Source organism: Methylobacterium sp. AMS5, assembly GCF_001542815.1.
Taxonomy (GTDB): domain Bacteria; phylum Pseudomonadota; class Alphaproteobacteria; order Rhizobiales; family Beijerinckiaceae; genus Methylobacterium.
In genome coordinates this window covers 2,651,565-2,675,138 of record NZ_CP006992.1, presented here as the reverse complement: position 1 = coordinate 2,675,138, position 23,574 = coordinate 2,651,565, and the positions used below count along the sequence as shown (strand labels likewise).

Annotated in this window: 21 protein-coding genes; 6 read left to right on the top strand and 15 right to left on the bottom strand. The window is 68.2% G+C overall.

Features of this window, described 5'->3' with window-relative positions; genetic code table 11:
• Positions 1–27: 27 nt before the first annotated feature.
• The 9 genes from gyrB to Y590_RS11840 all read right to left on the bottom strand — a co-directional run bounded on the left by gyrB (position 28) and on the right by Y590_RS11840 (position 7,889).
• Positions 28–2,475 (bottom strand): DNA topoisomerase (ATP-hydrolyzing) subunit B, encoded by a 2,448-nt coding sequence (gyrB, locus tag Y590_RS11875; protein ID WP_060770020.1) that lies wholly within the window; start codon positions 2,473–2,475, stop codon positions 28–30.
• 212 nt (positions 2,476–2,687) lie between these two features.
• Positions 2,688–3,302, bottom strand: a complete 615-nt coding sequence (locus tag Y590_RS11870; RefSeq protein ID WP_060770019.1) for a DNA gyrase subunit B family protein — start codon at positions 3,300–3,302, stop codon at positions 2,688–2,690.
• 116 nt (positions 3,303–3,418) lie between these two features.
• Positions 3,419–4,063 carry an MBL fold metallo-hydrolase gene (locus Y590_RS11865; protein ID WP_060770018.1) on the bottom strand — a complete coding sequence of 215 codons (645 nt, stop codon included), beginning with the start codon at positions 4,061–4,063 and terminating at the stop codon, positions 3,419–3,421.
• 165 nt (positions 4,064–4,228) lie between these two features.
• Positions 4,229–4,648 carry an acyl-CoA thioesterase gene (locus Y590_RS11860; protein ID WP_060770017.1) on the bottom strand — a complete coding sequence of 140 codons (420 nt, stop codon included), beginning with the start codon at positions 4,646–4,648 and terminating at the stop codon, positions 4,229–4,231.
• Between the two features lie 84 nt (positions 4,649–4,732).
• Positions 4,733–4,876: a hypothetical protein gene (locus tag Y590_RS27015; RefSeq protein WP_003600739.1), complete on the bottom strand. Its 144-nt coding sequence runs from the start codon at positions 4,874–4,876 to the stop codon at positions 4,733–4,735.
• Between the two features lie 209 nt (positions 4,877–5,085).
• On the bottom strand, positions 5,086–5,367 hold the full coding sequence (locus Y590_RS11855; RefSeq protein WP_060770016.1) for a hypothetical protein: 282 nt from the start codon (positions 5,365–5,367) through the stop codon (positions 5,086–5,088).
• 125 nt (positions 5,368–5,492) lie between these two features.
• Entirely contained in the window at positions 5,493–5,678 is a 186-nt protein-coding gene (locus Y590_RS11850) for a YegP family protein (protein ID WP_060770015.1), read from the bottom strand.
• A 174-nt stretch (positions 5,679–5,852) separates the two neighbouring features.
• Entirely contained in the window at positions 5,853–7,385 is a 1,533-nt protein-coding gene (locus Y590_RS11845) for a DEAD/DEAH box helicase (RefSeq protein ID WP_060770014.1), read from the bottom strand.
• A gap of 267 nt (positions 7,386–7,652) precedes the next feature.
• Positions 7,653–7,889, bottom strand: coding sequence for a hypothetical protein (locus Y590_RS11840; RefSeq protein WP_056193844.1), 237 nt, complete (start codon positions 7,887–7,889; stop codon positions 7,653–7,655).
• A gap of 173 nt (positions 7,890–8,062) precedes the next feature.
• Here Y590_RS11840 and sseA point away from each other — a divergent pair, with 173 nt between their 5' ends.
• The 3 genes from sseA (at position 8,063) to purH (ending at position 12,602) form a co-directional block, all read left to right on the top strand.
• Positions 8,063–8,911 carry a 3-mercaptopyruvate sulfurtransferase gene (gene sseA, locus Y590_RS11835; RefSeq protein WP_060770013.1) on the top strand — a complete coding sequence of 283 codons (849 nt, stop codon included), beginning with the start codon at positions 8,063–8,065 and terminating at the stop codon, positions 8,909–8,911.
• Positions 8,912–9,098: 187 nt separating this feature from the next.
• Positions 9,099–10,811, top strand: coding sequence for a heparinase II/III family protein (locus Y590_RS11830; protein WP_060770012.1), 1,713 nt, complete (start codon positions 9,099–9,101; stop codon positions 10,809–10,811).
• Between the two features lie 192 nt (positions 10,812–11,003).
• Complete coding sequence (purH, locus tag Y590_RS11825; protein WP_060770011.1) at positions 11,004–12,602, top strand: bifunctional phosphoribosylaminoimidazolecarboxamide formyltransferase/IMP cyclohydrolase; 1,599 nt, start codon at positions 11,004–11,006, stop codon at positions 12,600–12,602.
• A gap of 160 nt (positions 12,603–12,762) precedes the next feature.
• On the opposite strand, the gene Y590_RS11820 is transcribed toward purH, so the two are convergent.
• From Y590_RS11820 to Y590_RS11805, 4 genes are all read right to left on the bottom strand, one after another.
• Positions 12,763–14,463, bottom strand: a complete 1,701-nt coding sequence (locus tag Y590_RS11820; protein WP_060770010.1) for a cation acetate symporter — start codon at positions 14,461–14,463, stop codon at positions 12,763–12,765.
• Positions 14,460–14,846 carry a DUF485 domain-containing protein gene (locus tag Y590_RS11815; protein WP_083530842.1) on the bottom strand — a complete coding sequence of 129 codons (387 nt, stop codon included), beginning with the start codon at positions 14,844–14,846 and terminating at the stop codon, positions 14,460–14,462. Before Y590_RS11815 ends, Y590_RS11820 begins: the two co-directional genes overlap by 4 nt.
• A gap of 214 nt (positions 14,847–15,060) precedes the next feature.
• Positions 15,061–17,010: an acetate--CoA ligase gene (gene acs / locus Y590_RS11810; protein ID WP_060770009.1), complete on the bottom strand. Its 1,950-nt coding sequence runs from the start codon at positions 17,008–17,010 to the stop codon at positions 15,061–15,063.
• A gap of 271 nt (positions 17,011–17,281) precedes the next feature.
• On the bottom strand, positions 17,282–19,822 hold the full coding sequence (locus Y590_RS11805) for a sensor histidine kinase (protein ID WP_060770008.1): 2,541 nt from the start codon (positions 19,820–19,822) through the stop codon (positions 17,282–17,284).
• A gap of 241 nt (positions 19,823–20,063) precedes the next feature.
• Here Y590_RS11805 and Y590_RS11800 point away from each other — a divergent pair, with 241 nt between their 5' ends.
• Positions 20,064–20,540 carry a phasin gene (locus Y590_RS11800; protein WP_060770007.1) on the top strand — a complete coding sequence of 159 codons (477 nt, stop codon included), beginning with the start codon at positions 20,064–20,066 and terminating at the stop codon, positions 20,538–20,540.
• A gap of 207 nt (positions 20,541–20,747) precedes the next feature.
• Positions 20,748–21,074 carry a hypothetical protein gene (locus Y590_RS11795; RefSeq protein WP_060770006.1) on the top strand — a complete coding sequence of 109 codons (327 nt, stop codon included), beginning with the start codon at positions 20,748–20,750 and terminating at the stop codon, positions 21,072–21,074.
• 127 nt (positions 21,075–21,201) lie between these two features.
• On the opposite strand, the gene Y590_RS11790 is transcribed toward Y590_RS11795, so the two are convergent.
• Positions 21,202–21,873 carry a L,D-transpeptidase gene (locus Y590_RS11790; RefSeq protein WP_060770005.1) on the bottom strand — a complete coding sequence of 224 codons (672 nt, stop codon included), beginning with the start codon at positions 21,871–21,873 and terminating at the stop codon, positions 21,202–21,204.
• 489 nt (positions 21,874–22,362) lie between these two features.
• On the opposite strand from Y590_RS11790, the gene Y590_RS11785 reads away from it, so the two are divergent.
• Entirely contained in the window at positions 22,363–22,869 is a 507-nt protein-coding gene (locus Y590_RS11785) for a hypothetical protein (protein ID WP_060770004.1), read from the top strand.
• 51 nt (positions 22,870–22,920) lie between these two features.
• Here the strand turns inward: Y590_RS11785 and Y590_RS11780 are convergent, their stop codons facing one another.
• Positions 22,921–23,442 carry a response regulator gene (locus Y590_RS11780; protein ID WP_060770003.1) on the bottom strand — a complete coding sequence of 174 codons (522 nt, stop codon included), beginning with the start codon at positions 23,440–23,442 and terminating at the stop codon, positions 22,921–22,923.
• Positions 23,443–23,574: the final 132 nt, after the last annotated feature.

Sequence of the window (23,574 nt, the reverse complement as noted above, 5' to 3'; positions counted from 1 at the left end):
GCCGTCGCCGGCCATCCGGGTCGCACGTCACACGTCGAGGTTCGCGACGCTCAGCGCGTTCTCTTGGATGAACTCGCGGCGCGGCTCCACCACGTCACCCATCAGCTTGACGAACAGGTCGTCGGCGTCGGTCGTATCCTTGACCTTCACCTGCAGCAGGGAGCGCACGTCGCGATCGAGCGTCGTTTCCCAAAGCTGCTGGGCGGTCATCTCGCCGAGGCCCTTGTAGCGCTGAAGCTGGAGACCCTTCCGGCCGAACGCCATCACCGCCTCGAACAGGCCCACAGGACCGTAGAGTTCGGTCTCGTCCCCCTTGCGGGCAAGCGTCACCGGCTCCTCGTAGATCTCGCGCAGGGTCTCCGCCCGCTCGGCAAGACGGCGGGCTTCCTGCGAGGCGAGCAGCGTCGCGTCGAGATTGGCAACCTGCGTCACGCTGCGAAGCGTCCGGCTGAAGACGTAGCCGCCCTCCGAAGCCGCCCCGGTCCAACCCTTCTCGATCTCGTCGGCGATCCGGTCGAGGCGCTTGGCGGTGCGGTCGGCCAGCACCTCGGCCTCGCCGGGATTCTCGGCCAAATCCTTGGCGAAGGCGCCAGCCAGAACCGATTGCTCGACCACCGAGCGGTCGTAGCGGGTGTGGAGCCCGTGCAGGATGCCACGGAAGGCGCGCGCTTCCTCGACCAGGGTCTTGAGCTGGGCCCCCCCGAATTCGGTGCCGGAGGCCAGCCGGAGCACGGCGCCCTCGACGCCCTGATCGATCAGGTAATCCTCAAGCGCCCGCTCGTCCTTGAGGTAGAGGACGCGCCGGCCACGCTCCGCTTTGTAGAGCGGCGGCTGGGCGATGTAGAGGTGTCCGCGGTCGATGAGTTCCGGCATCTGCCGAAAGAAGAACGTCAGCAGCAATGTCCGGATATGCGAGCCATCCACGTCCGCATCGGTCATGATGATGATGCGGTGGTAGCGCAGCTTGTCCGGGTTGAAGCCTTCGCGGTCGGTGCTCGACCGGCCGATGCCGGCGCCGAGCGCGGTGATCAGCGTGCCGATCTCGGCCGAGGACAGCATCCGGTCGGCGCGCACGCGCTCGACGTTGAGGATCTTTCCGCGCAGCGGAAGCACCGCCTGGAAGGTACGGTCACGGCCCTGCTTGGCCGATCCGCCGGCGGAATCACCCTCCACCAGCAGCAACTCGCACTTGCTCGGATCGCGCTCCTGGCAATCGGCGAGCTTGCCGGGCAGCGAGGCGATGTCGAGCGCGCCCTTGCGGGTGATGGTCTCGCGCGCCTTGCGCGCCGCCTCGCGGGCGGCGGCCGCGAGCACGACCTTGCCCATCACCGATTTCGCCTGGGCCGGGTTCTCCTCGAGCCAGGTCGAGAGGCCCTCGTTGAGGATGTTCTCGACCGCCGGGCGGACCTCGGAGGAGACGAGCTTGTCCTTGGTCTGCGACGAGAATTTCGGGTCCGGCACCTGCACGGAGATGACCGCGGTCAGCCCCTCGCGGCAATCGTCGCCGGTGAGCGAGACCTTCTCGCGCTTGGCGATACCCGAGGATTCGGCATAGCCGGTGAGCTGGCGCGTCAGGGCGGCGCGGAAGCCCGCCATGTGGGTGCCGCCGTCGCGCTGCGGGATGTTGTTGGTGAACGGCAGGACGGTCTCGTTGAACGAGTCGTTCCACCACAACGCCACCTCGACGCGGATGCCATCGCGCTCGCCCAGCACGGTCACGGGCTTCGTCATGCCGTCGACCGGCTTCCGGGACCGGTCGAGATAGCGCACGAACGCCTCGACGCCGCCCTCGTAGCAGAGCTCCTCGCGCTTGTGCTCGGCATGGCGCGCGTCGGTCACGACGATGCGCACGCCCGAATTGAGGAAGGCCAGCTCGCGCAGACGCTTCTCCAGCGTCGGGTAGTCGAACTCCACCATGGTGAAGGTTTCGGTCGACGGCAGGAAGGTCACCTCCGTGCCGCGCCGATCACCCGCAGGACCGACGACTTCCAGCGGTGCCACCGCGTCACCGTGGCGGAACTCCATGCGGTGTTCCTTGCCAGCGCGCCAGATCCGCAGCTTCAGGCTGGTGGAGAGCGCGTTGACGACGGAGACACCGACGCCGTGCAGGCCGCCGGAGACCTTGTAGGAGTTCTGGTCGAACTTTCCGCCGGCATGGAGCTGGGTCATGATGACCTCGGCCGCCGAAACCCCTTCTTCCCGGTGGATGTCGGTGGGGATGCCGCGCCCGTTGTCGGAGACCGTCACCGAGCCGTCGGCGTTGAGCGTCACCGTCACGAGGTCCGCGTGGCCCGCGAGCGCCTCGTCGATGGCGTTGTCCACCACCTCGTAGATCATGTGGTGCAGGCCGGAGCCGTCGTCGGTATCGCCGATATACATGCCGGGCCGCTTGCGGACGGCGTCCAGGCCCTTGAGCACGCGGATCGATTCCGCGCCGTAGCTATCGGCGTGTTCGGTGTTCGGGGAGTCAGCCATGAAATTCCTCGGGCAGGCGGCTCGGGAGCCTTGTTTCGGGCCCGGACGGGCCGGGCATGCCTGCTATCTCGGTACCCATTCCATATAGGCGTTCATCCCTGATTTTGCATCGCTTTTCGCGTCTGGAAAGCGTTGTCGCGTCCTCGTTGTGGACCGATCGCGTTAACGGCGCGTAAGGGCTGTCCATGACGCCGTCGCGCGAAGGGACAGTATCAGGCTGCGGGGTTTCCTCGGGCGTCGCTGAATTCGATGCGCACCCCCGATCGATGCGACAGCCCCTCCAGATCGACCTTCAACCTCGCACCATCGAAATGTCGTTCCGTGAAGGTATCGGCGGAGGGCCGGAACGAAATCGTCGTTCCGCAAAGATCGTCCTCGATCGTCCGGATCCCGACGGGCGAGAGTTTCACACCGTGCTGGAACGCCAGATCGAACGACTTGCCCCCGGTCCGGCTTTCGATCCGTAACCAGTGCGACAGCGTGTTGACGACGCACAGCCCCGCCTTTTCCAGGCCGCCCCCGAGATCCTGCGGGTTGAGCCGCGTCATCACGGCTTCCAGCTCGCCGATATCGCCGTCGCCGCCCGGGTCAGCGGACAGGCCCGGGCCATCGTCGGAGACGGTGCAGGAATCGTCGGAGTCGAGGGTCACGCGGACACAACCGGCGCGGTGGCCGGAGCGCTCGCGGAGCGCACTGTTGACGGTGGCAAGCACCATGTTGTGCAACCCGGTTCCGTCCTCCGTATCGCCGATATATAGGCGAGGCCGGCAGCGCACGGCTCCGAGACCGAGGAGTACGCGGATCCGATCGGTATCGAACGCCTTCAAATCGAACCCTCCCGCATCGTCGCTCCCATCACACGCATCGCCGGCCCGGCAGCTCGCGACTGACCCCACCCTGTGAGCGGCCGGCGAAGCGAGCCGGGCAACGCTACAGACCTTTTTTAACCTTGCAGGAACGGGTTCGTCATCCGCTCCTGTCCGAGCGTTCCGGTCGGCCCGTGGCCGGGGATGAAGGCGACGTCGTCGCCCAGCGGCAGCACCTTCTCCCGGATCATCCGGATCAGTTGCTCGTGGCTGCCGCCGGGAAGGTCGGTCCGGCCGACCGACCCCTGGAACACCACGTCGCCGACCAGGGCGAAGCGGGCATCGCGGCTCATGAAGACGACGCTGCCGGGGGAGTGGCCGGGGGCGTGCCAGATGTCGAAGGCCAGGCCGCCGACGGTGACGGTGTCGCCCTCGTTGAGCCAGCGATCCGGCGTGATCGCGCGGGCGCCGTCGAGACCATAATTCGCGCCCGTCTCGGGCAGGGAATCGAGCAGGAATTTGTCGGCTTCGTGCGGGCCCTCGACGGGAACGCCGAGACGTTCCTTCAGCTCGGCGGCGCCGCCGGCATGGTCGATATGACCGTGCGTGAGCAGGATCTTCTCGACCGTGACGCCCTGCGCGCGAATCGCCGCCTCGATCCGGTCCAGGTCTCCGCCGGGATCGACCACGGCGCCGACCTTGGTGGCGTCGTCCCAGATCAACGTGCAATTCTGCTGAAACGGGGTGACCGGGATGATCGCGGCGCGGGGCGTGGCGGGCATACGGACTCGGCAGCTTGAGGATGACGATACTGCGTCCGGTTCTAGACCGTCGCGCCCGCAATCGCCAATGCCGACGCGCCTCATGCCCGATCCGCTCGATCCCTCGGAATGGCGAATCGGGCGTCGCTCAGTCGCCGCGCGGGCTGCCTGATCCGGCAGCCTCGCTCAAGCGGACGCCGCCTCACCCTCGATCGGGATCGGGCGCGGACGGCCCATCTCGTCGATGGCGACGAAGGTGAAGGTCGCCTCGGTGACCTTCTCGCGAAACCGGGTCTGGAAGCGCCGCGCCCAGGCCTCCAAGTGGATCTTCATCGAGGTGCGCCCGACCCGCCCGACCCGCGTGTAGACGCACAGCACGTCGCCGACCCGCACGGGCCGGATGAAGGTCATCGCATCGACGGCCACCGTCACGACCCGCCCCTGCGCCCGCTCGACCCCGGCGATGCCGCCGGCCTGATCCATCTGCGAGAGCACCCAGCCGCCGAAGATGTCGCCGTTGGCGTTGGTATCGGCCGGCATGGCGATCGTGCGCACCGTCAGGTCGCCGACGGGATGCTCGTCGCTCACATCGATCGCCTGCGTCATCGATCCCCCCTTCGCGCCGATTCGATCGCGCGTTGTCCGACAGCCAAGCACGGGCGCCGGTCCCGCGCCAGAGGCGGAACGGCGTCAGGGCATCAGGCCGAGAAGCTCCAGCCCGGCCGCGAGAAAGATCGCCGCGGCGCAAACGAACAACTCGAGGGGGATGTCCTGCCAGGACAGGGTACGAGGCGGCGCAATCGCGCGCCGCTGCCGCGTCACGAGATCGATCATGGGACGTCCTCCGGAGTGGTCCGTCTCACGCGGGCCATACTCGCTCGACCGCCATCCTATATCGGCTCGCGGCTTTTGGAATAGCGCGGGACGTGATCGGCCGGCCCAGGAGACGGACACGAAAAAGCCCGGAGCGGTGACACTCCGGGCTCAATTCGGAAACGACCGTTTTCAGAAGTCCGCGGGGACTCCGGAGAAATCAGTTCGGCTCAGTAGTAGAAGCGACGCGGGCCGTAGAAACGGCGCGGGCCGTAAAACGGACGGCGGTAATACGGGCGCCGATAGAACGGGCGCGGGCCGTAGAAGCGGCGGCCGTAATAGCGGCGCGGACCCCAGCCACGGCGGTAATATTGCGCCTTCTCGATGGTCGCGGGTGTGGCTTCGGTCACGAGCGCGGCCGACGGACCGACCGGGGCGGCCGACGCACCCTGCGGTGCCACCGCGGCAAGGCCCAGGACCATCAGCGCGGCAAGGAGGAGTTTTCTGATCAAGTGGGCATTCCCTCTTCGGCAATCGCGAACGGACACGCCGAACCTGGCGCACCGCGCGAGCGAGAACGCACGAGGGCGCGAAACGGTTTCGTCAAAAGAGCGCCCGAGGAAGCCGTGAAATCGGGTCAGGCGATCTTCGTCGTCATGTCGACGACGGACGCCTCGGCGCTGCCCTTCACCAGTTCGATGCCGCGCTCGCAATCCTCGCGGCGAACATAGCTCTCACCGGAATCCGCGATGACGTTGCCGTTCTGGACACGTAGGCGCCAGCGCCACTGCCCACCCGAATCACGATAGAGTTCGTAGCGCATCACGCCTGATTTCCTGACAGGCCGTGCTCCGAACGAGAACGGCGCGGGATGAACGCATCCCGCGCCGAAAAGATCGATGTCAGAGACCCGTTACGATACCGACGATCGGTCGCGTGCCGTCTCGCCGGGCGATGGGGCGGGCGTTCGACGCGGGATCGTCAGGCCGTCCGGCGATCAGGTGCGCGGTGCGCGATCGAGCCAGCCGATCGCCCGGCCGCCCTCGCCGCCGGAGCGCGCGGGCCGACCGTCGCGACGGCCGTCGCTCGGACGGGCGCCTTGCGGACGCGCACCCTGCGGACGGGCCTCGCCGGCCCGCTCGGGACGGCGCTGGTCCTGCCGCTGACCGTCGGGACGCGGTGCGCCGGCGGCGCGCTGGTCCTGTCGGTGGCCCGGCTGTCCGCTGGGACGACCACCGCGCGCGTCGTGGGCGCGCGGCTCGCCGCGTCCCTCGCCACCCTGGCCGCGACCGCCACCTGGACGACCCTGGCGCTGGCCGGGGCGACCCTGCGGCTGACGCGGCGGACGGCGCGCCTCCTCGGCGGCATTGTCCTGCGCTTCCTGGCGCGTCGGCGGCACGAAGCCCTCGGGGAACCCGCCAACGGGCACCTTCTGGCGCGTGGTGCGCTCGATGTCGCGCAGGTAAGCGCGCTCCTCGTCGTTGCAGAACGAGATCGCCTGACCTTCGGCACCCGCGCGGGCCGTGCGGCCGATGCGGTGGACGTAGGATTCCGGCACGTTCGGCAGATCGTAGTTCACGACGTGGGTCACGCCGTCGACATCGATGCCGCGGGCGGCGATGTCGGTCGCCACCAGCACGCGGCACGAACCGTCGCGGAAGGCGGCGAGCGCCCGCTCGCGCTGCGGCTGGCTCTTGTTGCCATGGATCGCCGCGCTGACGACGCCGGCCTTGTCGAGGCCGCGCACGACGCGGTCCGCACCGTGCTTGGTGCGGGTGAAGACGAGCACGCGCTCGATCTTCGGATCATGCAGGACGTGGTTGAGCAGGGCCTGCTTGGCGCCGGTATGGCAGAAGATGACCTGCTGATCGACGCGCTCGGCGGTGGTCGCCACGGGCGTGACCGCCACCTGCACCGGGTTGTTGAGATACTGGTCGGCGAGCCCGGCGATGTTCTTCGGCATGGTGGCCGAGAAGAACAGGCTCTGGCGCTTGGCCGGCAGCATCTTCACGATGCGCTTGAGCGCGTGGATGAAGCCGAGGTCGAGCATCTGGTCGGCCTCGTCGAGGACGAGGATCTCGACGCCCTCCAGCGTCAGCGCGCGGCGATCGACGAGGTCGATGAGCCGGCCGGGCGTGGCGACGAGGATGTCGACGCCCGGCGCGATCGCCCGCTCCTGGCGCGTGATGTTCACACCGCCGAACACGACGGTGTTGGTGTAGGGCAGGTGCCGGCCATAGTCCGAGAAGCTATCGGCGATCTGGCTGGCGAGTTCGCGGGTCGGCGACAGAACGAGCACGCGGCAACCGCGGCGCGGCGCACGGCGGCTGTCGAGCGACAGGCGATGCAGGATCGGCAGGGCGAAGGCGGCGGTCTTGCCGGTGCCGGTCTGAGCGATGCCGCACAGGTCGCGGCCTTCCATCGCGGGCGGGACGGCCTGCGACTGGATCGGCGTCGGTGTGACGTAGCCGGCCTCTTCCAGCGCGCGGAGCACGGGCTGAGCGAGGCCGAAATCGGTAAATTGGGTCAAGTCGGTACTTTCAAGGCAGCGGAACCCGCAATCCGGCGCATCAATGCGCGCGGGACTATCAAAGGCGGGTCCATCAGTCCGGGAGGCTGCCCGCGTGATGGGGCGGCCTGGGGTGCATACACGTTGAAGAGAGGGGCCGGGGCACAACCTTGGAAAAGGCGCGAACCGTCACGCAGCCCCCTCAAGCGACCCCGTTCGGTCGCTGACGCTGCACATGCGATATGCGACGTTGCACCCGCGAAGTCAATGAATGTTGGAGCGTCGCGTTCACGCCTCGTCGAATTGACTCATGCTGAAAATCTCGATGCCCGCGCCGTCGATGACGCGGACGGCCTCCGCGGCCGTGCGCGCGCGCTGCGGCACCCGTGCACGGGCGAACAGCCGCTTGGCCCGCTCTGCCGCGGCCTCCGGGCTCGCTGTTCGCACGGAGACCCGCTGCTGCACGCCGCCCGGTGCGTCCGGCTCCTCCGGCCCGAGCACTTCGATGTGATAGGTTTCTCGCACGGACATCCACTTTCTCGCTGACGTCCCGCGCTTACCCGAAGATCGCGCCGGTGGCAGGGGGCGTAACGGACGCCACACCGTCGCGCCTGCTTTTGCTCCGGCGGCCTTGCCGAATTCCCGCCAATGCCGGATGTGATGTCTTCCCCGCGAAGACCCGCGCAGCGAGGACATTCATGACCACATCGCCCTTCGTCACGGTGGAATGGCTGCATCAGCGCCTGAACGCGCCGGACGTCGTCGTGCTCGATGCCTCGTGGTACCTGCCGGCGCAGGGGCGCGATGCTGCGGCGGAGTATCAGGCCGCCCACATCCCCGGTGCGATCCGCTTCGATCTGGATGCGATGAGCGACACCGACTCCGCCCTCCCCCACATGCTGCCGCGACCCGAGGTGTTCTCCTCGAAGATGCGCGCGCTCGGAGTCGGCGACGGGGCGCAGGTCGTGGTCTACGACGGGATGGGGCTGTTCTCGGCGCCGCGGGTTCGCTGGATGCTCCAGACCTTCGGCATGCGCGAGGTCAAGATTCTGGAAGGCGGCATGCCGGCATGGGTCGCGGCGGGCTACCCGACCGAGGAGGGCGAGGGCCGCCCGCGCGACCGGCGCCATTTTACGGCCCGGCTCGACAACGGTGCCGTGGCGGATGCGGGTGACATCGCCCGTGCCCTGGCCGGCGGCACGACGCAGGTGGTCGATGCCCGTTCCGGCCCGCGCTTCCGTGGCGAGGAGGCGGAGCCCCGCCCCGGCGTGCGCCCCGGCCACATGCCCGGTGCCAAGAACCTGCATTACGCCGCCCTCCAGGCGAACGGCCGCCTGCGAGACGAGGCCTCGCTGCGTGCCGCGATCGCGGAGGCCGGCGTCGATCTCGACCGCCCCGTCGTCACCACCTGCGGCTCGGGCGTGACCGCAGCCATCGTCGCGCTGGCACTCGAAACCTTGGGCAAGCAGCCGCGGGCGCTCTACGACGGCTCGTGGTCGGAATGGGGTGCCGATCCCGCCCGCTCCGTCGAGACCGGCCCCGCCTGAGCGGCGAAGCGCCGCCGCGTCGGGCCGGTGCATTGCGGGGATGCCGGCCCCCGCGAGGACGACACAGCGTTAAAGGACGGTTAAGAGGACAGGCATAAGCTTGGCCGAAGCCGGCTGCCGGGTGCCCCATCGTGCGGCTCCGGGCGGCAACCCGTACGGCCCGTCTCGAAGGCTCGGAGGATACGGCTTGGGCAGGGGCCCCGAACGCTGGCAGTTCTACCGCCTGCTCGGTCACGAGATCGTCCGCGCGGTTCGCGAACGGACGGCACAGCTCACGGCGCGGCCCGAGATCCTCACCCGCGCGCGGGTGACCGGCCTCGTGATCGCGCCGCACGACCTGCGTACCAGCGACGCCTCGCTCGCCGACGACATCTATTCCGGCCTGTTCGTGTTCGCCGGCCGATCGCTGGTGGTCAGCGGCCGCTCGCCCTTCGACTACGATCCCCCCTCCCCCGAATGGGCGGACGCGCTCTACGGCTTCGGCTGGCTGCGCCACCTGCGGGCTGCCGACACGGCGCTGGCCCGGGCCAATGCCCGCGCCTTCGTCTCGGACTTCATGAGCGGGCGCGGCGAGGCGGCCCGCGCCAGCCCGGTGCCGGTCGCCTCACGCCGGCTGATCTCGTTCCTGTGCCAGTCGCCGCTGGTGCTGGAGGGTGCCGACCACGCCTTCTATCAGGCCTTCCTCAAGGCCGTCGGCAAGGGCGCACGGGAACTGGAGCGCTCGCTGCGGCGCTCGTCACCGCCGCAATCGCGGCTGCTGGCGGCGGTGGCGCTGACCTATGCCGGTCTGTGCTGCGAGGGCATCGAGCCGATTCTGCGCCGGGCCACCCGCATCCTGGTGCGTGAACTCGAAGCGCAGATCCTGCCGGATGGCGGCCACCGCTCCCGCGATCCGCGCTTTGCCATGGAACTGCTGCTCGATCTTCTGCCTCTGCGCCAGAGCTTCCTCAGCCGCAGTGTCGATCCGCCGGAGGCGCTCCTGCGCGCCGTCGACCGGATGCTGCCGGCGCTGCGTCTCCTGCGCCACGGCGATGCCTCGCTCAGCCACTTCAACGGCATGGGCGTGACGGCGGCCGACCATCTCGCAACGCTGCTGGTCTATGATGGGGCCGGCACCGAGCCGCTGATGTACGCCTCCCATTCCGGCTACGCCCGGCTCGAACTGGGGCGGGTCGTGCTCGTCTGCGATGTCGGCGCGCCACCGCCGATGGACCAGTCGCGCGAGGCCGCCGCCGGCTGCCTCTCCTTCGAACTCACGAGCGGGGCGCAGCGCATCGTCGTCAATTGCGGCAGTCCCGCGAGCGGCGGCGAGCTACGCCGGGCGGCGCGGAGCACCGCCGCCCACTCGACGGCCACGGTCGCCGACACCTCCTCCTGCCGCTTCCTCGACGAGCCGGAGGATTGGTGGATCAGCCGGATCGCTGCCCGCTGGCTGCTTTACCGCCGCGGCCCCGTGGTCCTGCGCGGCCCCGGACCGGTGGCCGTCGAGCGGCGCACGGAGAACGGGGCCGCGGTCCTCGCCGCGCGCCATGACGGCTACGTGACCGAATTCGGCATCCTGCACGAGCGCCGCTGGCGCCTCTCCGACAGCCCCGTGCGGTTGGCGGGCGAGGACGCGTTCCGGCGCGACAGCAAGCGCCCGCGCTCGCGGCCCCAGCCGGTGGCGGTGCGCTTCCACCTCCACACCGCCGTCGCGACGCAGCCTCAGGACGACGGTAGCGTGATGCTGGGCTTGTCGACCGGGGAGCGATGGCGCTTCACGGTGGAGGGTGCGACGGCGGCGATCGAGGAGAGCGTCTATTTCGCAGGCGTCGTCGGTGCGCGGCGGACCGCGCAGATCGTCCTGCACCTGACGGTGGACGAGGACGCGCTGGTGCGCTGGCAGATCGAGCAGGTCTGACCCACATGGCGGAGCGGCGGGCCTCCGCCGGATGCACGGGAGCCCCCGACGACGGCTTCGGTGCGGCTCTTGAGTGTCGCGGTTGAAACAGGTGCCTCTGTGGCCGGACATCATCCGCTCCAACTGGCCGCCCCGGCCGGTTCCGTGCTACCGCGCGCGCAAACTCCTTAACCGACGACACAGGCGATCCCCATGCCGCGCGACCAGATCCGGGTCACCCGCGCCCTCCTTTCCGTTTCGGACAAGACCGGGCTCACGGACTTCGCTGCGGCGCTGAGCCAGCGGGGCGTCGAACTGGTCTCGACGGGCGGCACCCACCGTGCGCTGACCGAAGCGGGGCTCGCCGTCCGGGAAGTCTCCGAGCTGACCCGCTTCCCCGAGATGATGGACGGCCGGGTGAAGACGCTGCATCCGGCCGTCCATGGCGGCTTGCTCGCGGTCCGCGACAACCCCGAGCATCAGGCGGCTTTGGCCGCCCACGGCATCGGCGCGATCGACCTGCTCGTCGTCAACCTCTACCCGTTCGAAGAGACGCTGAAGGCCGGCAAGGCCTATGACGACTGCGTCGAGAACATCGATGTCGGCGGCCCGGCGATGATCCGCGCCGCGGCCAAGAACCATGCCGACGTCGCCGTGGTGGTGGATGTCTCGGACTACGGCGCCATCCTCGCCGAGCTCGCGGCGCATGACGGCAACCTCACCGCCACGACCCGCCGCCGGCTCGCGCAGAAGGCGTTCTCGCGCACCGCCTCCTACGACGCGGCGATCGCCAACTGGCTCGCCGCGGTCGAGGGACGCGACAAGGCCCCGACCTTCAAGGCGCTCGGCGGTACGCTCGCCCAGAACCTGCGCTACGGCGAGAACCCGCACCAGTCGGCCGCCTTCTACCGCCTGCCCGGTACACTGCGCCCCGGCATCGCCACCGCCCGGCAGGTCCAGGGCAAGGAGCTGTCCTACAACAATCTCAACGACACCGACGCGGCCTACGAATGCGTCGCCGAGTTCGACCCGGCCCGCACGGCGGCGGTGGCGATCATCAAACACGCTAACCCCTGCGGCGTGGCGGAAGGAGCGGATCTGCTGGCGGCCTATGAGCGGGCGCTTGCCTGCGATCCGACCTCGGCCTTCGGCGGCATCGTCGCCCTCAACCGGCCTCTCGACGCCGAGGCCGCAAGAAAGATCGTCGAGATCTTCACCGAGGTCATCATCGCCCCCGACGCCTCCGAGGAGGCGCTCGCCATCGTCGGTGCCAAGAAGAACCTGCGGCTTCTGCTGGCGGGCGGCCTCGCCGATCCGCGGGCGAAGGGCGAGGTCATCCGCACCGTGGCGGGCGGCTTCCTGGTCCAGGGCCGGGATGCGCTCAGCGTGGACGACATGGACCTGACGGTCGTGACCAAGCGCGCCCCGAGCGAGGCGGAACTCGCCGACATGCGCTTTGCCTATCGGGTGGCCAAGCACGTGAAGTCGAACGCCATCGTCTACGCCAAGGGCGGGGCCACGGTCGGCATCGGCGCCGGGCAGATGTCGCGGGTGGATTCCTCGATCACCGCCGCGCGCAAGGCGGCCGAAGCCGCGCAGCGCCTCGGGCTGTCGGAGAGCCTCGCCAAGGGTTCGGCGGTCGCCTCCGACGCCTTCTTCCCCTTCGCCGACGGCCTGCTCGCCGCCGCCGAGGCCGGTGCCACGGCCGTGATCCAGCCCGGCGGCTCGATGCGCGACGACGAGGTGATCCGGGCCGCCGACGAGGCCGGGCTCGCCATGGTCTTCACCGGCGTGCGCCACTTCCGGCACTGACACGAACGCATCGAACAAAAAAAGGCCCCGCTGGAGAGCGGGGCCTTTTTTATTTCACCGACAGAATACGCGTCCCTACGATGTTTTTGAGCGCAGGGGAGCGATATCGCGGCCGGTCCGGATCTGCAGAAGCTCCGGACCGGCGTCGTTGGGCAGCGTGTCAGTGGGCGTGCGCCCCCGAGGCTCCGATGCCGGTCTCCGAGCGCACGAACTGCGCATCGAAGGCGGCGCGCTCGCGATTGGCCCGGCGCGTCCGATCCATCAGCGAGACGCCCCAGATCGTGATGAAGGCGAGCGGCATCGAGAACAGGGCCGGGTTCGCGTAGGGGAACAGGGCCGCGGGATGCCCGAAGGTCTTCACCCAGACCGCATCGGACAGCACCACCATGCTCACCGCCGCGACGAGGCCGACGAGACCGCCGATGAGGGCGCCCCAGGTCGTGGTCCCGCGCCAGAGGATCGACATCGTCAGGACCGGGAAGTTGCAGCTCGCCGCCACCGAGAAGGCGAGGCCGACCATGAAGGCGACGTTCTGGTTCTCGAACACGTAGCCGAGATAGATCGCCACGATGCCGATGCCGACGGCGGAGAGCTTGGAGAGGTTCACCTCCGCCTTCTCCGTGGTGCGACCGCGGGCGAAGACCTGGGCGTAGAGGTCGTGGCTGATCGCCGAGGCGCCGGCCAGCGTCAGGCCGGCCACCACCGCGAGGATGGTCGCGAAGGCCACCGCCGAGATGAAGCCGAGGAAGTACGGCCCGCCCACCGCGTTGGCGAGGTTCACCGCCACCATGTTGGTGCCGCCGACCATGTCCTTGATCTTGTCGTAGGCCACACCGTCGGCGCCGAGCTTGAAGTAGCTCGGGTCGGACATCAGCAGGGCGATGCCGCCGAAGCCGATGATGAAGGTGAGGATGTAGAAGTAGCCGATCAGGCCGGTGGCGTAGAACACCGACTTCCGCGCCGCCTGCGCGTCCGACACCGTGAAGAAGCGCATCAGGATGTGCGGCAGGCCCGCGGTGCCGAACATCAGGCCGACGCCGAGCGAGATCGAGTCGATCGGGTTCGTGACGAGGCCGCCGGGCGCCATGATGGAATCGCCCTTCGGATGGGTCTGCACCGCCGCCGCGAACAGCTTCTCCGGGCTGAAGCCGTACTTGTAGAGCACGGCGCCGGCCATGAAGGTCGCCCCGCCGAGCAGCAGGCAGGCCTTGATGACCTGCACCCAGGTCGTCGCCTTCATGCCGCCGAAGGCGACGTAGATGATCATCAGCGCGCCGACGATCACCACCGCGTAGAGGTAGGGCAGGCCGAACAGGAGCTGGATCAGCTTACCCGCGCCGACCATCTGCGCGATCAGGTAGAACGCCACCACGACGAGAGTGCCGGTCGCCGAGATGATGCGGATCGAGGTCTGGTCGAGGCGGAAACTCGCCACGTCGGCGAAGGTGAACTTGCCGAGATTCCGCAGTCGCTCGGCGATCAGGAACAGCACGATCGGCCAGCCGACGAGAAAGCCCGTCGAGTAGATCAGGCCGTCGAAGCCCGAGGAATAGACGAGTCCGGAGATGCCGAGGAAGGACGCCGCCGACATGTAGTCGCCGGCGATCGCGAGCGAGTTCGTGCGTGCGGAGATGCCGCCGCCGGCCGCGTAGAAGTCGGCCGCCGACTTCGAGCCCTTCGCCGCCCGGTAGGTGATGCCGAGTGTGAACAGCACGAAGAACAGGAACATGAAGATCGCGGGCCAGTTCGTGGCCTGCTGCTGCACGGCGCCCATGTCGGGGCCGGCGGCAAGCGCCGAACCGGCGCCGAGCGTGAGGCTCGCGCCCAGGAGCGAAACGGTTCGGGAAACGGGACGGATCATTTCGCAAGGCTCCGGATGAGTTCGGCCGAGAGCCGGTCGTAGCGGGTGTTGGCGCGGGCGACGTAGATGCCCGTAAGGATGAAGGCGAAGACGATGACGAACATGCCCATGTAGAAGCCGAGCGAAGCCGTGCCGCCGACCTTCGTCGCGAGGAGCGCCTTGTCGAAGGCGATGAGACCGATGAAGCCGAAATAGACGAACAGCATCAGGCCGGTGAGGATCCAGCCGAAGCGCGTGCGCTCGTGAACCAGCGTCTTGAAGATCGGGTCTTCAGCGATCCGGTCGAGCCGCGGATCGGGCTCGGGCATGTCGAGGGCGCCCGCCCCTTGGAGTGTGCGGGCGCCCGACGTCGCGGACGGCCTCACCGTCTGGATGCTACTCATCAATCTCCTCCCGCGCGATCCTGTTTCACCGCGGCATGGGGCCGGGGGATCGGCTGCTTATTCTGTGATGGTGACAACCGAGGCGTTGGCATCCGCTCCGGCCTAAACCGGCACCGGCCCGCCCGAAGCGGGCAACCGGCACCGTGAATTCCAGGCATCGGGGTCGTGCCCGGATCGGCGCTCGCCGCGTGCGGCGGGCGCTGTCGTGATACGCTCAGGCCGAGCGGTTCTGGCGGTTCTCGATCAGGTCATCGACCACGGCCGGCTCGGCCAGGGTCGAGGTGTCACCGAGCGAGCCGAAATCGTCCTCGGCAATCTTGCGCAGGATGCGGCGCATGATCTTGCCGGAGCGGGTCTTGGGCAACCCCGGCGCGAATTGAAGCAGATCGGGCGAGGCGATCGGGCCGATATCCTTGCGGACCCAGATGACCAGCTCCTTGCGCAGTTCTTCCGTGCCCTCCTCACCCTCGTTGAGGGTGACGTAGGCGTAGATGCCCTGGCCCTTCACGTTGTGCGGATAGCCGACGACTGCGGCTTCCGAGACCTTCGGATGGGCAACGAGGGAGGATTCGACCTCCGCCGTACCCATGCGGTGACCGGAAACGTTGATGACGTCGTCCACGCGGCCGGTGATCCAGTAATAGCCGTCCGCGTCGCGCCGGGCCCCGTCGCCGGTGAAGTAGAGATCCTTGTAGGTCGAGAAGTAGGTCTGCTCGAAGCGCTCGTGGTCGCCGTAGACCGTGCGCATCTGGCCCGGCCAGCTGTCCTTGATGCAGAGGTTGCCCTCGCAGGCCCCGTCGAGCGCCTTGCCCTCGGCATCGACCATGACCGGCTGCACGCCGAAGAACGGGAGTGTGGCCGAGCCGGGCTTCAGCCGCGTCGCGCCCGGCAGCGGGGTAATGAGGATGCCGCCGGTCTCGGTCTGCCACCACGTATCGACGATCGGGCAGCGGGAATCGCCGACGACGCGGTAGTACCAGTCCCAGGCCTCCGGGTTGATCGGCTCGCCGACCGAGCCCAGCACCCGCAGGGATTGGCGCGAGGTCTTCTTCACCGGGCCCTCGCCGCCGCCCATGAGCGAGCGGATCGCGGTCGGCGCGGTGTAGAAGATGTTGACGTTGTGCTTGTCGATCACCTCCCAGAAGCGGGAATTCGACGGATATGTCGGGATGCCCTCGAACATCAGCGTGGTCGCGCCGTTCGCGAGCGGACCGTAGACGATGTAGCTGTGTCCGGTGACCCAGCCGACATCGGCCGTGCACCAGTAGACGTCGCCATCGTGGTAATCGAAGACGTATTGGTGGGTCATCGAAGCGTAGACGAGGTAGCCGCCGGTGGTGTGCACCACGCCCTTCGGCTGGCCGGTCGAGCCCGAGGTGTAGAGGATGAAGAGCGGGTGCTCGGCCTCGACGGCTTCCGCCGGGCACTCGTCGGTCACCTGCTCGGCGGCCTCGTGGTAATACACGTCGCGGCCCGGCTCCATCGCCACGTTGCCGCCCGTGCGCTTGACCACGACGACGTGGTCCACAAGATCCTTGTCGAGACGCTTGATCGCCTCGTCCACGTTGGCCTTGAGCGGCACCTTGCGTCCCCCGCGCAGGCCCTCGTCGGCGGTGATGACGAGCTTCGAGCCGCAGCCCTTGATCCGGCTCGCCAGCGAGTCGGGCGAGAAGCCGCCAAAGACGATGGCATGGATGGCGCCCAGACGCGCGCAGGCCAGCATCGCGTAGGCCGCCTCGGGGATCATCGGCAGGTAGAGCGTGACGCGGTCACCCTTGCCGACGCCGCGATTGCGCAGGACGTTGGCCATCCGGCAGACTTCGGCATGCAACTGCCGGTAGGTGATGTGCTTCGACTCGTTGGGGTCGTCGCCCTCCCAGATGATCGCGGTCTGGTCGCCGCGGGTCTCGAGGTGGCGGTCGATGCAGTTTAGTGCGACATTGGTCTTGCCGTCCTCGAACCATTTGATCGACACATCGCCAGGCGCGAAGCTCGTATTCTTGACCTTGGTGAAGGGCGTCGACCAGTCGATGCGCTTGCCATGCTCGGCCCAGAACGTCTCCGGATCGGAAACCGAAGCTTCGTACATTTCCCTGTACTGGGCCTCATCGATCAAAGCCCGGTCGCGCCAGGCATCCTGAACGTCGATGACCTTCTCGCTCATTTGGTTTCTTCCCTGCCGGTGCCCGATCGTATCGCGAAGGTCCGCGCAGCCGGGGCTTCCTCAGAACTCTTAAGCGCAGTTGAATACACCCGGCAAGCACCAAAAAGTCGAGTTCCGCGATTTTGCGCAATCAAGTTGTACGGTAATTCATTGCAGGCAGCGCAGAGACCGCCGGTCCGCTGAAGCAAGACCGGGAAACGTTTGTCGCGTCGTAAGAATTGAGCCGGCGAGCTCTGGCCGCGCGAGGCCGGCTCCCGCCCCGGCCGGGCGGTCAGGCGGCCGGGAACAGCATCTCGACGAGGGTGCCCTCGTCCTTGCGGCTGGTAATGCGGAAGCGCCCGCGATTGGCTTCCACGAGGGCCTTCGTCAGCGTCAGCCCGAACCCCTTCTCGTCGCCCTCCGCCGCGGGTCCGACATCGGCCCGGAACGGCTCGAGTGCGCTCAGCAGCTCGTCTTCGGTCATGCCGGTGCCCGTGTCGCGCACACGAAGGGCGACCTCTCCCTGCTCGGCGAGCGTGGTCGAGACGATCACCTGTCCACCGGCCTCGGTCACGCGGATCGCGTTTCCGAGCACGGTCAGGGCCGCCTGCCGGATCGAACGCGCGTCCGCTTTCATCGCCGGCAGGTTGGGGGCGAGGCTGGTGCGCAGGACGATGCGATCGCGCGCAGCCTGAGGCTGCTGCGCGGCGATGCACGAAGCGACCAGCTCGTTCAGCGCAAGGTCGGCGAAGGTGAGCTTGCCGCGGCCAGCCTGAATCTCCGCGAGATCGCGCAAGTCGTCGATCAGGCCGGCGATCCGGCCGCCGGAGAGGCGCACTTCGCGCAAATAGGCCTCGAGACGCTCGGCATCCGCCCGATCGAAGCGGTCGGACAGCATCATGTCGGTGAGGCCGAGGATCGCGTTGAGCGAAGGGCGGATCTCGCGGCTGACCCGCGCGAGCGCGTTGGCCTTCCAAGCGCCTTCCGCCTCAGGCTCGCTCCGCCGCGCGGCGTCCGCGACCGGAACCGGAGGCGCCGCGTCCTCGTCGCGGATCTCGCGCAGGCTGGCGCAATAACCCGGCGCATCCTCCCCGAGCAGCCGGGCGATACGCAGGCGCAACGCCGCCGCCCCGGTGCGCACGGTCACGCCGTGGATCTCGCTCGTCCCCGAGCGGCGGGAAGCGGTGACGGCCGTCTCCAGCGCCGACAGGCTCTCGGGCGCGAACAGGTCGGCGAAGCGCCCGCCCACGATCTCCTTGGGATGGGCATGAACGAGTTCGGCAGCGCTCGGGTTCAGGCCGACGACGCGGCCCTCGGCATCGAGCGTGACGACGCCGTCCTCCAGACTGTCCAGCACCTTCTCCGCCCGCAGCCGCGCGGCATTGGCCGGAACGGCGGGGAGTTGGATGTCGCCGGCAGACGGCATGGCTCGCGCAAGGCAGATCTCGGCCGCCGCCCCCTCCCAGACGAGACCGGCCCGATCGACGAGGAGCGCCACCGTGCCGCCCTCCGGCCGCGCGAAGGGCACCGGCCCGATGATCTCCCGATCCCTGGGCGGAAGGCCGCGGAAGAGATGCGCGAGGCCCGCCTGACGCAGGGCCGGCAGATCCGCGTAGCCGGTGAGATCGAGGAAGGTGCGGCTGGCGAACAGCATCTCGCTGCCGCGGTAGACGAATACACCGAGGGGGAGGCTTTCGAGCAGCTCGGTGAGTGCGAGCCGCGCGCGTGCCTCCGCCTCCGGGAAGCGGCCCTGCGGGATCGGGAAGGGCATCACCGAGCCGCTCGGTGCGGATTCGGGACGCACAGGCATCGGCGCCGCGTCGTCCCCGTCTTCGTCCGGCGCGAACCGCAATCCGAGAACGCGCGCGACTTCGCGGAAGGCGGCATGCTCGTTCACCGACAGGCCGGATTCCGCCTCGCTCTCATCGACCGGGGCCTCCTCCTGCGGGTTCTCCGGTCCGCCCTCCTCATCCTCGACCGGACTCTCCATCGCGCGCGCGTGACGCTCGCCGAGGATCGCGAAGCCGCCGAACCCGGAGAAGTGGTCCGTCGAACGGCCCGCAGGAGCGCCTGAGATCTCAACCGCGTGCTCGTAGGCACGTCCGCGCACGAGAAGCGGCAGGGCACGAAAGGTGCGTCGGCCCGCGAGCGCTTCCGTCAGCGCCGCGCCCTCGATCACACCGTCCGCGGCGAGCATCGCCCAGGAGCGGCCGGACAGGGCTTCGGCGAGGTCGGGATGGGTGCGCGACACATGGGTCAGCACGCCATCGGCGTCGCTGCGCCAAATCACACGGAGCGGCAGTTCCGCCGTTTCCGTTTCCGTCTCCACTTCCGGCGCCGGAGATCGAGACGGAGCCTCGGGCTTCGCGACATCCGGGCCCACCTCCGCGGAGGGTGGACTGGCCTTGGCCGGCCCGATGTCGAACGGCCGCAAGGCCGGCAACGGCCCGATCGGTGCGAGGAGCAGGACCGGATGCCCCTCGTCCATCTCGACCCGCGCGGCGAGGGCGACCACAGGCGGCGCCACACCGCGGGGATCGAAGCGCAAGCGGACCATGCGCGGCCGCGTGCCCAGGGCACCGGCGCGGCGGATCTGCTCGGACAGGCGAAGAGCCGGCAGGACGGCGCCGTCCGAACCGGCGACGCCCGCCCGCAGCGGGAGCGCCGCACCGGCGGCGTAGAGGATGCGCTCGGCCGCCCCATCGAGAACGAGCAGAGCGCTGCCCTCGCGAACGAGAGGCGCGATCGATGCGTCGTCTTTCCAGCGCGCCAACGCGTCACGAAGGGCCGCGTCGTCGCCCGGATAGGAAGCCTGCACTACGCGGTCCGACATCCGAACCCTGGTCATGAACCCCTTCATCGCCCTGTCGCCGGTCGTTCGGGGCATGAACACCTGAGCCCTGTGTAACTTAACTGCGGCCAGACGTGGACACTGAAGCCTGCCGCCACACGTTTATCAACTGGTAACCTCAATTGCCCCCCCGGGGCTGGAAAAAAGGTTATCCCCGCGCTATTGTGCAGTGCACATTGTGCGCCGCACAACGAGCGCTCGATGCGAACATCAGGAGAGAGACGTGACGAACACCCCGAATTACGAAGTCCCGACCGAGATGCGCGACTTCGCTGAGAAGAGCGTCGAGCAGGCCCGCAAGGCGTTCGATTCGTTCATCGGCGCGGCCCGCCGCACCGCCGACACCGTCCAGGGCTCGACCGACCTCGCCCGCAACAACGCCACCAGCATCTCCTCGCGCGGCTTCGAGTACGCTGAGCAGAACGTCAACGCTGCGTTCGACCTGGCGCAGAAGCTCGTGCGCTCGCGCGATGTCCAGGAGGCCATGCAGCACCAGGCCGAGTTCGTGCGCGCGCAGTTCGCGGCGATTCAGGCGCAGGCCAAGGAGTTCGGTGGCCTCGCACAGAGCGCATTTCAGCAGAGCGCCGAGAACGCCAAGAGCGTCATGCAGCAGGGTGCCGCCGACGCCCGCCAAGCCTACGAGCAGGGCGTCGAGACGGCCCGCGAGACGGCCAACGACGCGCAGAAGGCCACCTCCTGACGCACCCTCCAAACGTCGGTTTGAACGGCACGTAAGGCCGACGGCCCGCTCCCAACGGAGTGGGCCGTCCTCATTTCAGGGCGCACAACACAACATTCATCCAGTCAAGCCGTCTCCCGCTCCGCCTCTTTTCCGCCGCCGGGACACCGCAAGGCTCCCCACCTCGCCGGCTCCGTTTGAGGCGGCCCAGCGGAGGTTTTGGACACGATGCGTCCCGTTCGTACTCTCGGCCTCGCGGCCCTGATCGCCGTCGCGGCCGGAAGCCTCGCGCCCGCCCAGGCACAATATTACGACGACGGCTACGATGCGCCTCCGCCCCGCGCGCGCGCCTATCGCGATCGCGACTGGGGTGGTCCGCCGCCGCGCCGCGCCATGGGCCTCAATTGCGATGCGGTGCAATCGGGCATCAGCGGCCTGCAGCCGTTCTCCTGCCCTCTGCCGGGCCCGCGCCCGCTGGGAGCCCGCTGCTTCTGCGACATGCCGGTGTCGTTCCTGAACGGTCCGCGTACGGCCGTCGGACGCGTCTCACCTTAAAACAGTTCCCAAACGACGATGGTCACCGCTCGGCGCGTCATGATGCACGGGCACCGAACCGATATGAGAAGAGCCGCGCCGGGATGACCGGTGCGGCCCTTCTCGAAGGTCTCGATGATCCCGCGCGTCAGTTGACGATCACGGTGGCACCCACCTTCACGCGGGAATAGAGGTCGGTGACGTCCTCATTGGTCATGCGGATGCAGCCCGAAGATACCGCCTGCCCGATCGTGTCCGGCTCGTTGGAGCCGTGGATCCGGTATTCCGACCTGCCGATATACATCGCGCGGGCGCCGAGAGGGTTTTCGATGCCGCCGGCCATATAGCGCGGCAGGTCGGGACGACGGGCGATCATCGCCGCCGGAGGCGTCCAGCCCGGCCATTCACGCTTGGCGGTGATCTTGTTCACGCCGCTCCAGGTGAAGCCCGGACGCCCGACGCCGACACCGTAACGAACGGCCTGCCCGCCCGGCAGCACGTAGTAGAGACGACGCTCGGCCGTGGAGACGACAATCGTGCCCGGCGCGTAACGGCTATTGTACTCCACGATTTCGCGGGGAATACGCGCCACCTGCGCTTGAGCGGCCTCGGCCTCTCCGTATCCCTGGCCGTAGCCTCGCGCGCTGGAGCCGCGCTGCGTGGCGTAGGGATCGTAGACAGGCCAGCCGCCCGGCGACGACTGCTCCTGATAATCGTCGCCGTCCGAGCCGAACGGATCGTAAGGGGCGGCGTTTGCAGCGCCCATCGTGAGAACACAGACGCCGACAACGCCGGCGAGAACAGATGCCAAGGTCTTCATCGCAGGTGCCTACCTGTGCAGTAATCTTTGCCATTACAAGCGTGACTGTGCTTGGTCGGTTCCACGCTGTTTACGGATTTTCCACGATTCGGCCGTGCAGCGGCTCACATCAGCTTAGCCGTAGCGATGTGGTTACTCCCGAATCGGGCACGGCCCGGCGTGACGCGTGACCCGCTTCGGGCCGTCATCCGAGAGCCATGGCACTGCCACGGACGGTCGGCCGCCGATCCATCATCAGCCTGGGCCGTCGCTGCGCGTCAGGCGCGCCGCGAGGAGATTGCCCGGGTCGCCGATTCGGCAAAACCTCCGGCCCGGCGCCTGCCGGCAAGGCTGTGGCGCTCCGCGAGAACTCCCATCAATAGAGCCGGCTCAACGCCCTGACTTCGTGCAGCAAAGTCGTCTCCGAACCCAATCAATCCGCGGTTCGTTCGATTTCTTCGATCGTCCCGCCTAGCCTGATCGCCTCGAAACCTGGAAGAGGTCGAAGGTATGGTCGGTTGGATCCTCGGCAAACTGAAGTGGCTTACGGTTCTCTGCGCAATCGGCGGACCGATCTTGGCTTTCGCCTGTTGGCAGGACGGCAATCGTCGGCGGGACGTGATGGCAATGGGCATCCAGACCGAGGCGACGATCGACAGCGCGACTCGGGTGAAGCGCCGCCGCGGCGGAACGAACTACAAGCTCGACCTGAGTTGGATGGATCGCGGCGGCCTACGGCATAAGGCCGAAGGCGTCACGATTTCGCATGCGCTGGCCGCTCAGATCATCGTCGACAACCAGTTGGCCAGCGACCGCCTGCCCATCAAATACATTGCCGGGGAAGCGGGATCACGGAGAGCGGACGACAACGTTATCATCTTGAATGACACCGCGCATCAGGAGCGGACCGACCAGGAACTCGTCTATGTCGGCATGGGTGCGGGCGTCGTCGGCCTGATCGGGGCGGCGCTGTTTTTCCTGCCTTGGCGTCGTCGGCGCGACGCAGTCGCGGCCTGACGATCACCCGGCACGGCACCTCGATGCCTCAAGACCACGCGTCCCGCGTGGTCAACTGACAGGGGGCGACGGATCGCGGGCGGCGCGCTCGGCCTCGACCAGCACGTCGAAGGCGCGCCACGGCTTCGGGATGAACACCGCCCCCTCCGGCAAGGCCGTGCCGTGTTCCGGTTCGACGCCGGAGGTCACGACCAGCCGGGTGCGCGGCCAGAGGGTGGCGATGGCTCGGGCAAGCTGAAGCCCATCCATCGCCCCCGCGAGACGGATATCGGCGAAGACCAGAGCGACGTCGCCGCCTCTCTCCTGCAGGACGCTCAAGGCACGCTCGGCGCTGTCGCAGCCGATCACGCGCATCTCGGTCTCCTCCAGCACGCTCTCGGCCAGTTCGCGGGTTTCGCGCTCGTCCTCGACCACGAGGGCGATGCGGGCGTCCGGACGCTCGATCTTCGTCGGCGCGGCGCGTTCGGCGACATCGACCCGCCGAACCAGGGCAGCGAGATGGTCGGGAATGCCCTCTGCGACGAGGTTGTCGTAGCAGGAGGCGAGCGCCTGCCCGATCTGATCGAGTTTCATGCTCGGCAGAAGCGGATCATCGGCGGGCCCCCGATGCGATCGGTCTCGAAACGTGTCGTTCAAGGCGAAACGATCCTCCCCTGCGCGTCCGGGCCGCACCACAACACAACAAAGCGGGTGGGGGCCGCTCAG

Excerpts from the sequence above, each read along its gene's own strand:
- gyrB (WP_060770020.1), bottom strand. The coding sequence starts at position 2,475 with ATGGCTGACTCCCCGAACACCGAACACGCCGATAGCTACGGCGCGGAA.
- Y590_RS11865 (WP_060770018.1), bottom strand. The coding sequence starts at position 4,063 with ATGCCCGCCACGCCCCGCGCCGCGATCATCCCGGTCACCCCGTTTCAG.
- Y590_RS11860 (WP_060770017.1), bottom strand. The coding sequence starts at position 4,648 with ATGACGCAGGCGATCGATGTGAGCGACGAGCATCCCGTCGGCGACCTG.
- Y590_RS27015 (WP_003600739.1), bottom strand. The coding sequence starts at position 4,876 with ATGATCGATCTCGTGACGCGGCAGCGGCGCGCGATTGCGCCGCCTCGT.
- Y590_RS11850 (WP_060770015.1), bottom strand. The coding sequence starts at position 5,678 with ATGCGCTACGAACTCTATCGTGATTCGGGTGGGCAGTGGCGCTGGCGC.
- sseA (WP_060770013.1), top strand. The coding sequence starts at position 8,063 with ATGACCACATCGCCCTTCGTCACGGTGGAATGGCTGCATCAGCGCCTG.
- purH (WP_060770011.1), top strand. The coding sequence starts at position 11,004 with ATGCCGCGCGACCAGATCCGGGTCACCCGCGCCCTCCTTTCCGTTTCG.
- Y590_RS11820 (WP_060770010.1), bottom strand. The coding sequence starts at position 14,463 with ATGATCCGTCCCGTTTCCCGAACCGTTTCGCTCCTGGGCGCGAGCCTC.
- Y590_RS11815 (WP_083530842.1), bottom strand. The coding sequence starts at position 14,846 with ATGAGTAGCATCCAGACGGTGAGGCCGTCCGCGACGTCGGGCGCCCGC.
- acs (WP_060770009.1), bottom strand. The coding sequence starts at position 17,010 with ATGAGCGAGAAGGTCATCGACGTTCAGGATGCCTGGCGCGACCGGGCT.
- Y590_RS11805 (WP_060770008.1), bottom strand. The coding sequence starts at position 19,822 with ATGTCGGACCGCGTAGTGCAGGCTTCCTATCCGGGCGACGACGCGGCC.
- Y590_RS11795 (WP_060770006.1), top strand. The coding sequence starts at position 20,748 with ATGCGTCCCGTTCGTACTCTCGGCCTCGCGGCCCTGATCGCCGTCGCG.
- Y590_RS11790 (WP_060770005.1), bottom strand. The coding sequence starts at position 21,873 with ATGAAGACCTTGGCATCTGTTCTCGCCGGCGTTGTCGGCGTCTGTGTT.
- Y590_RS11785 (WP_060770004.1), top strand. The coding sequence starts at position 22,363 with ATGGTCGGTTGGATCCTCGGCAAACTGAAGTGGCTTACGGTTCTCTGC.
- Y590_RS11780 (WP_060770003.1), bottom strand. The coding sequence starts at position 23,442 with ATGAAACTCGATCAGATCGGGCAGGCGCTCGCCTCCTGCTACGACAAC.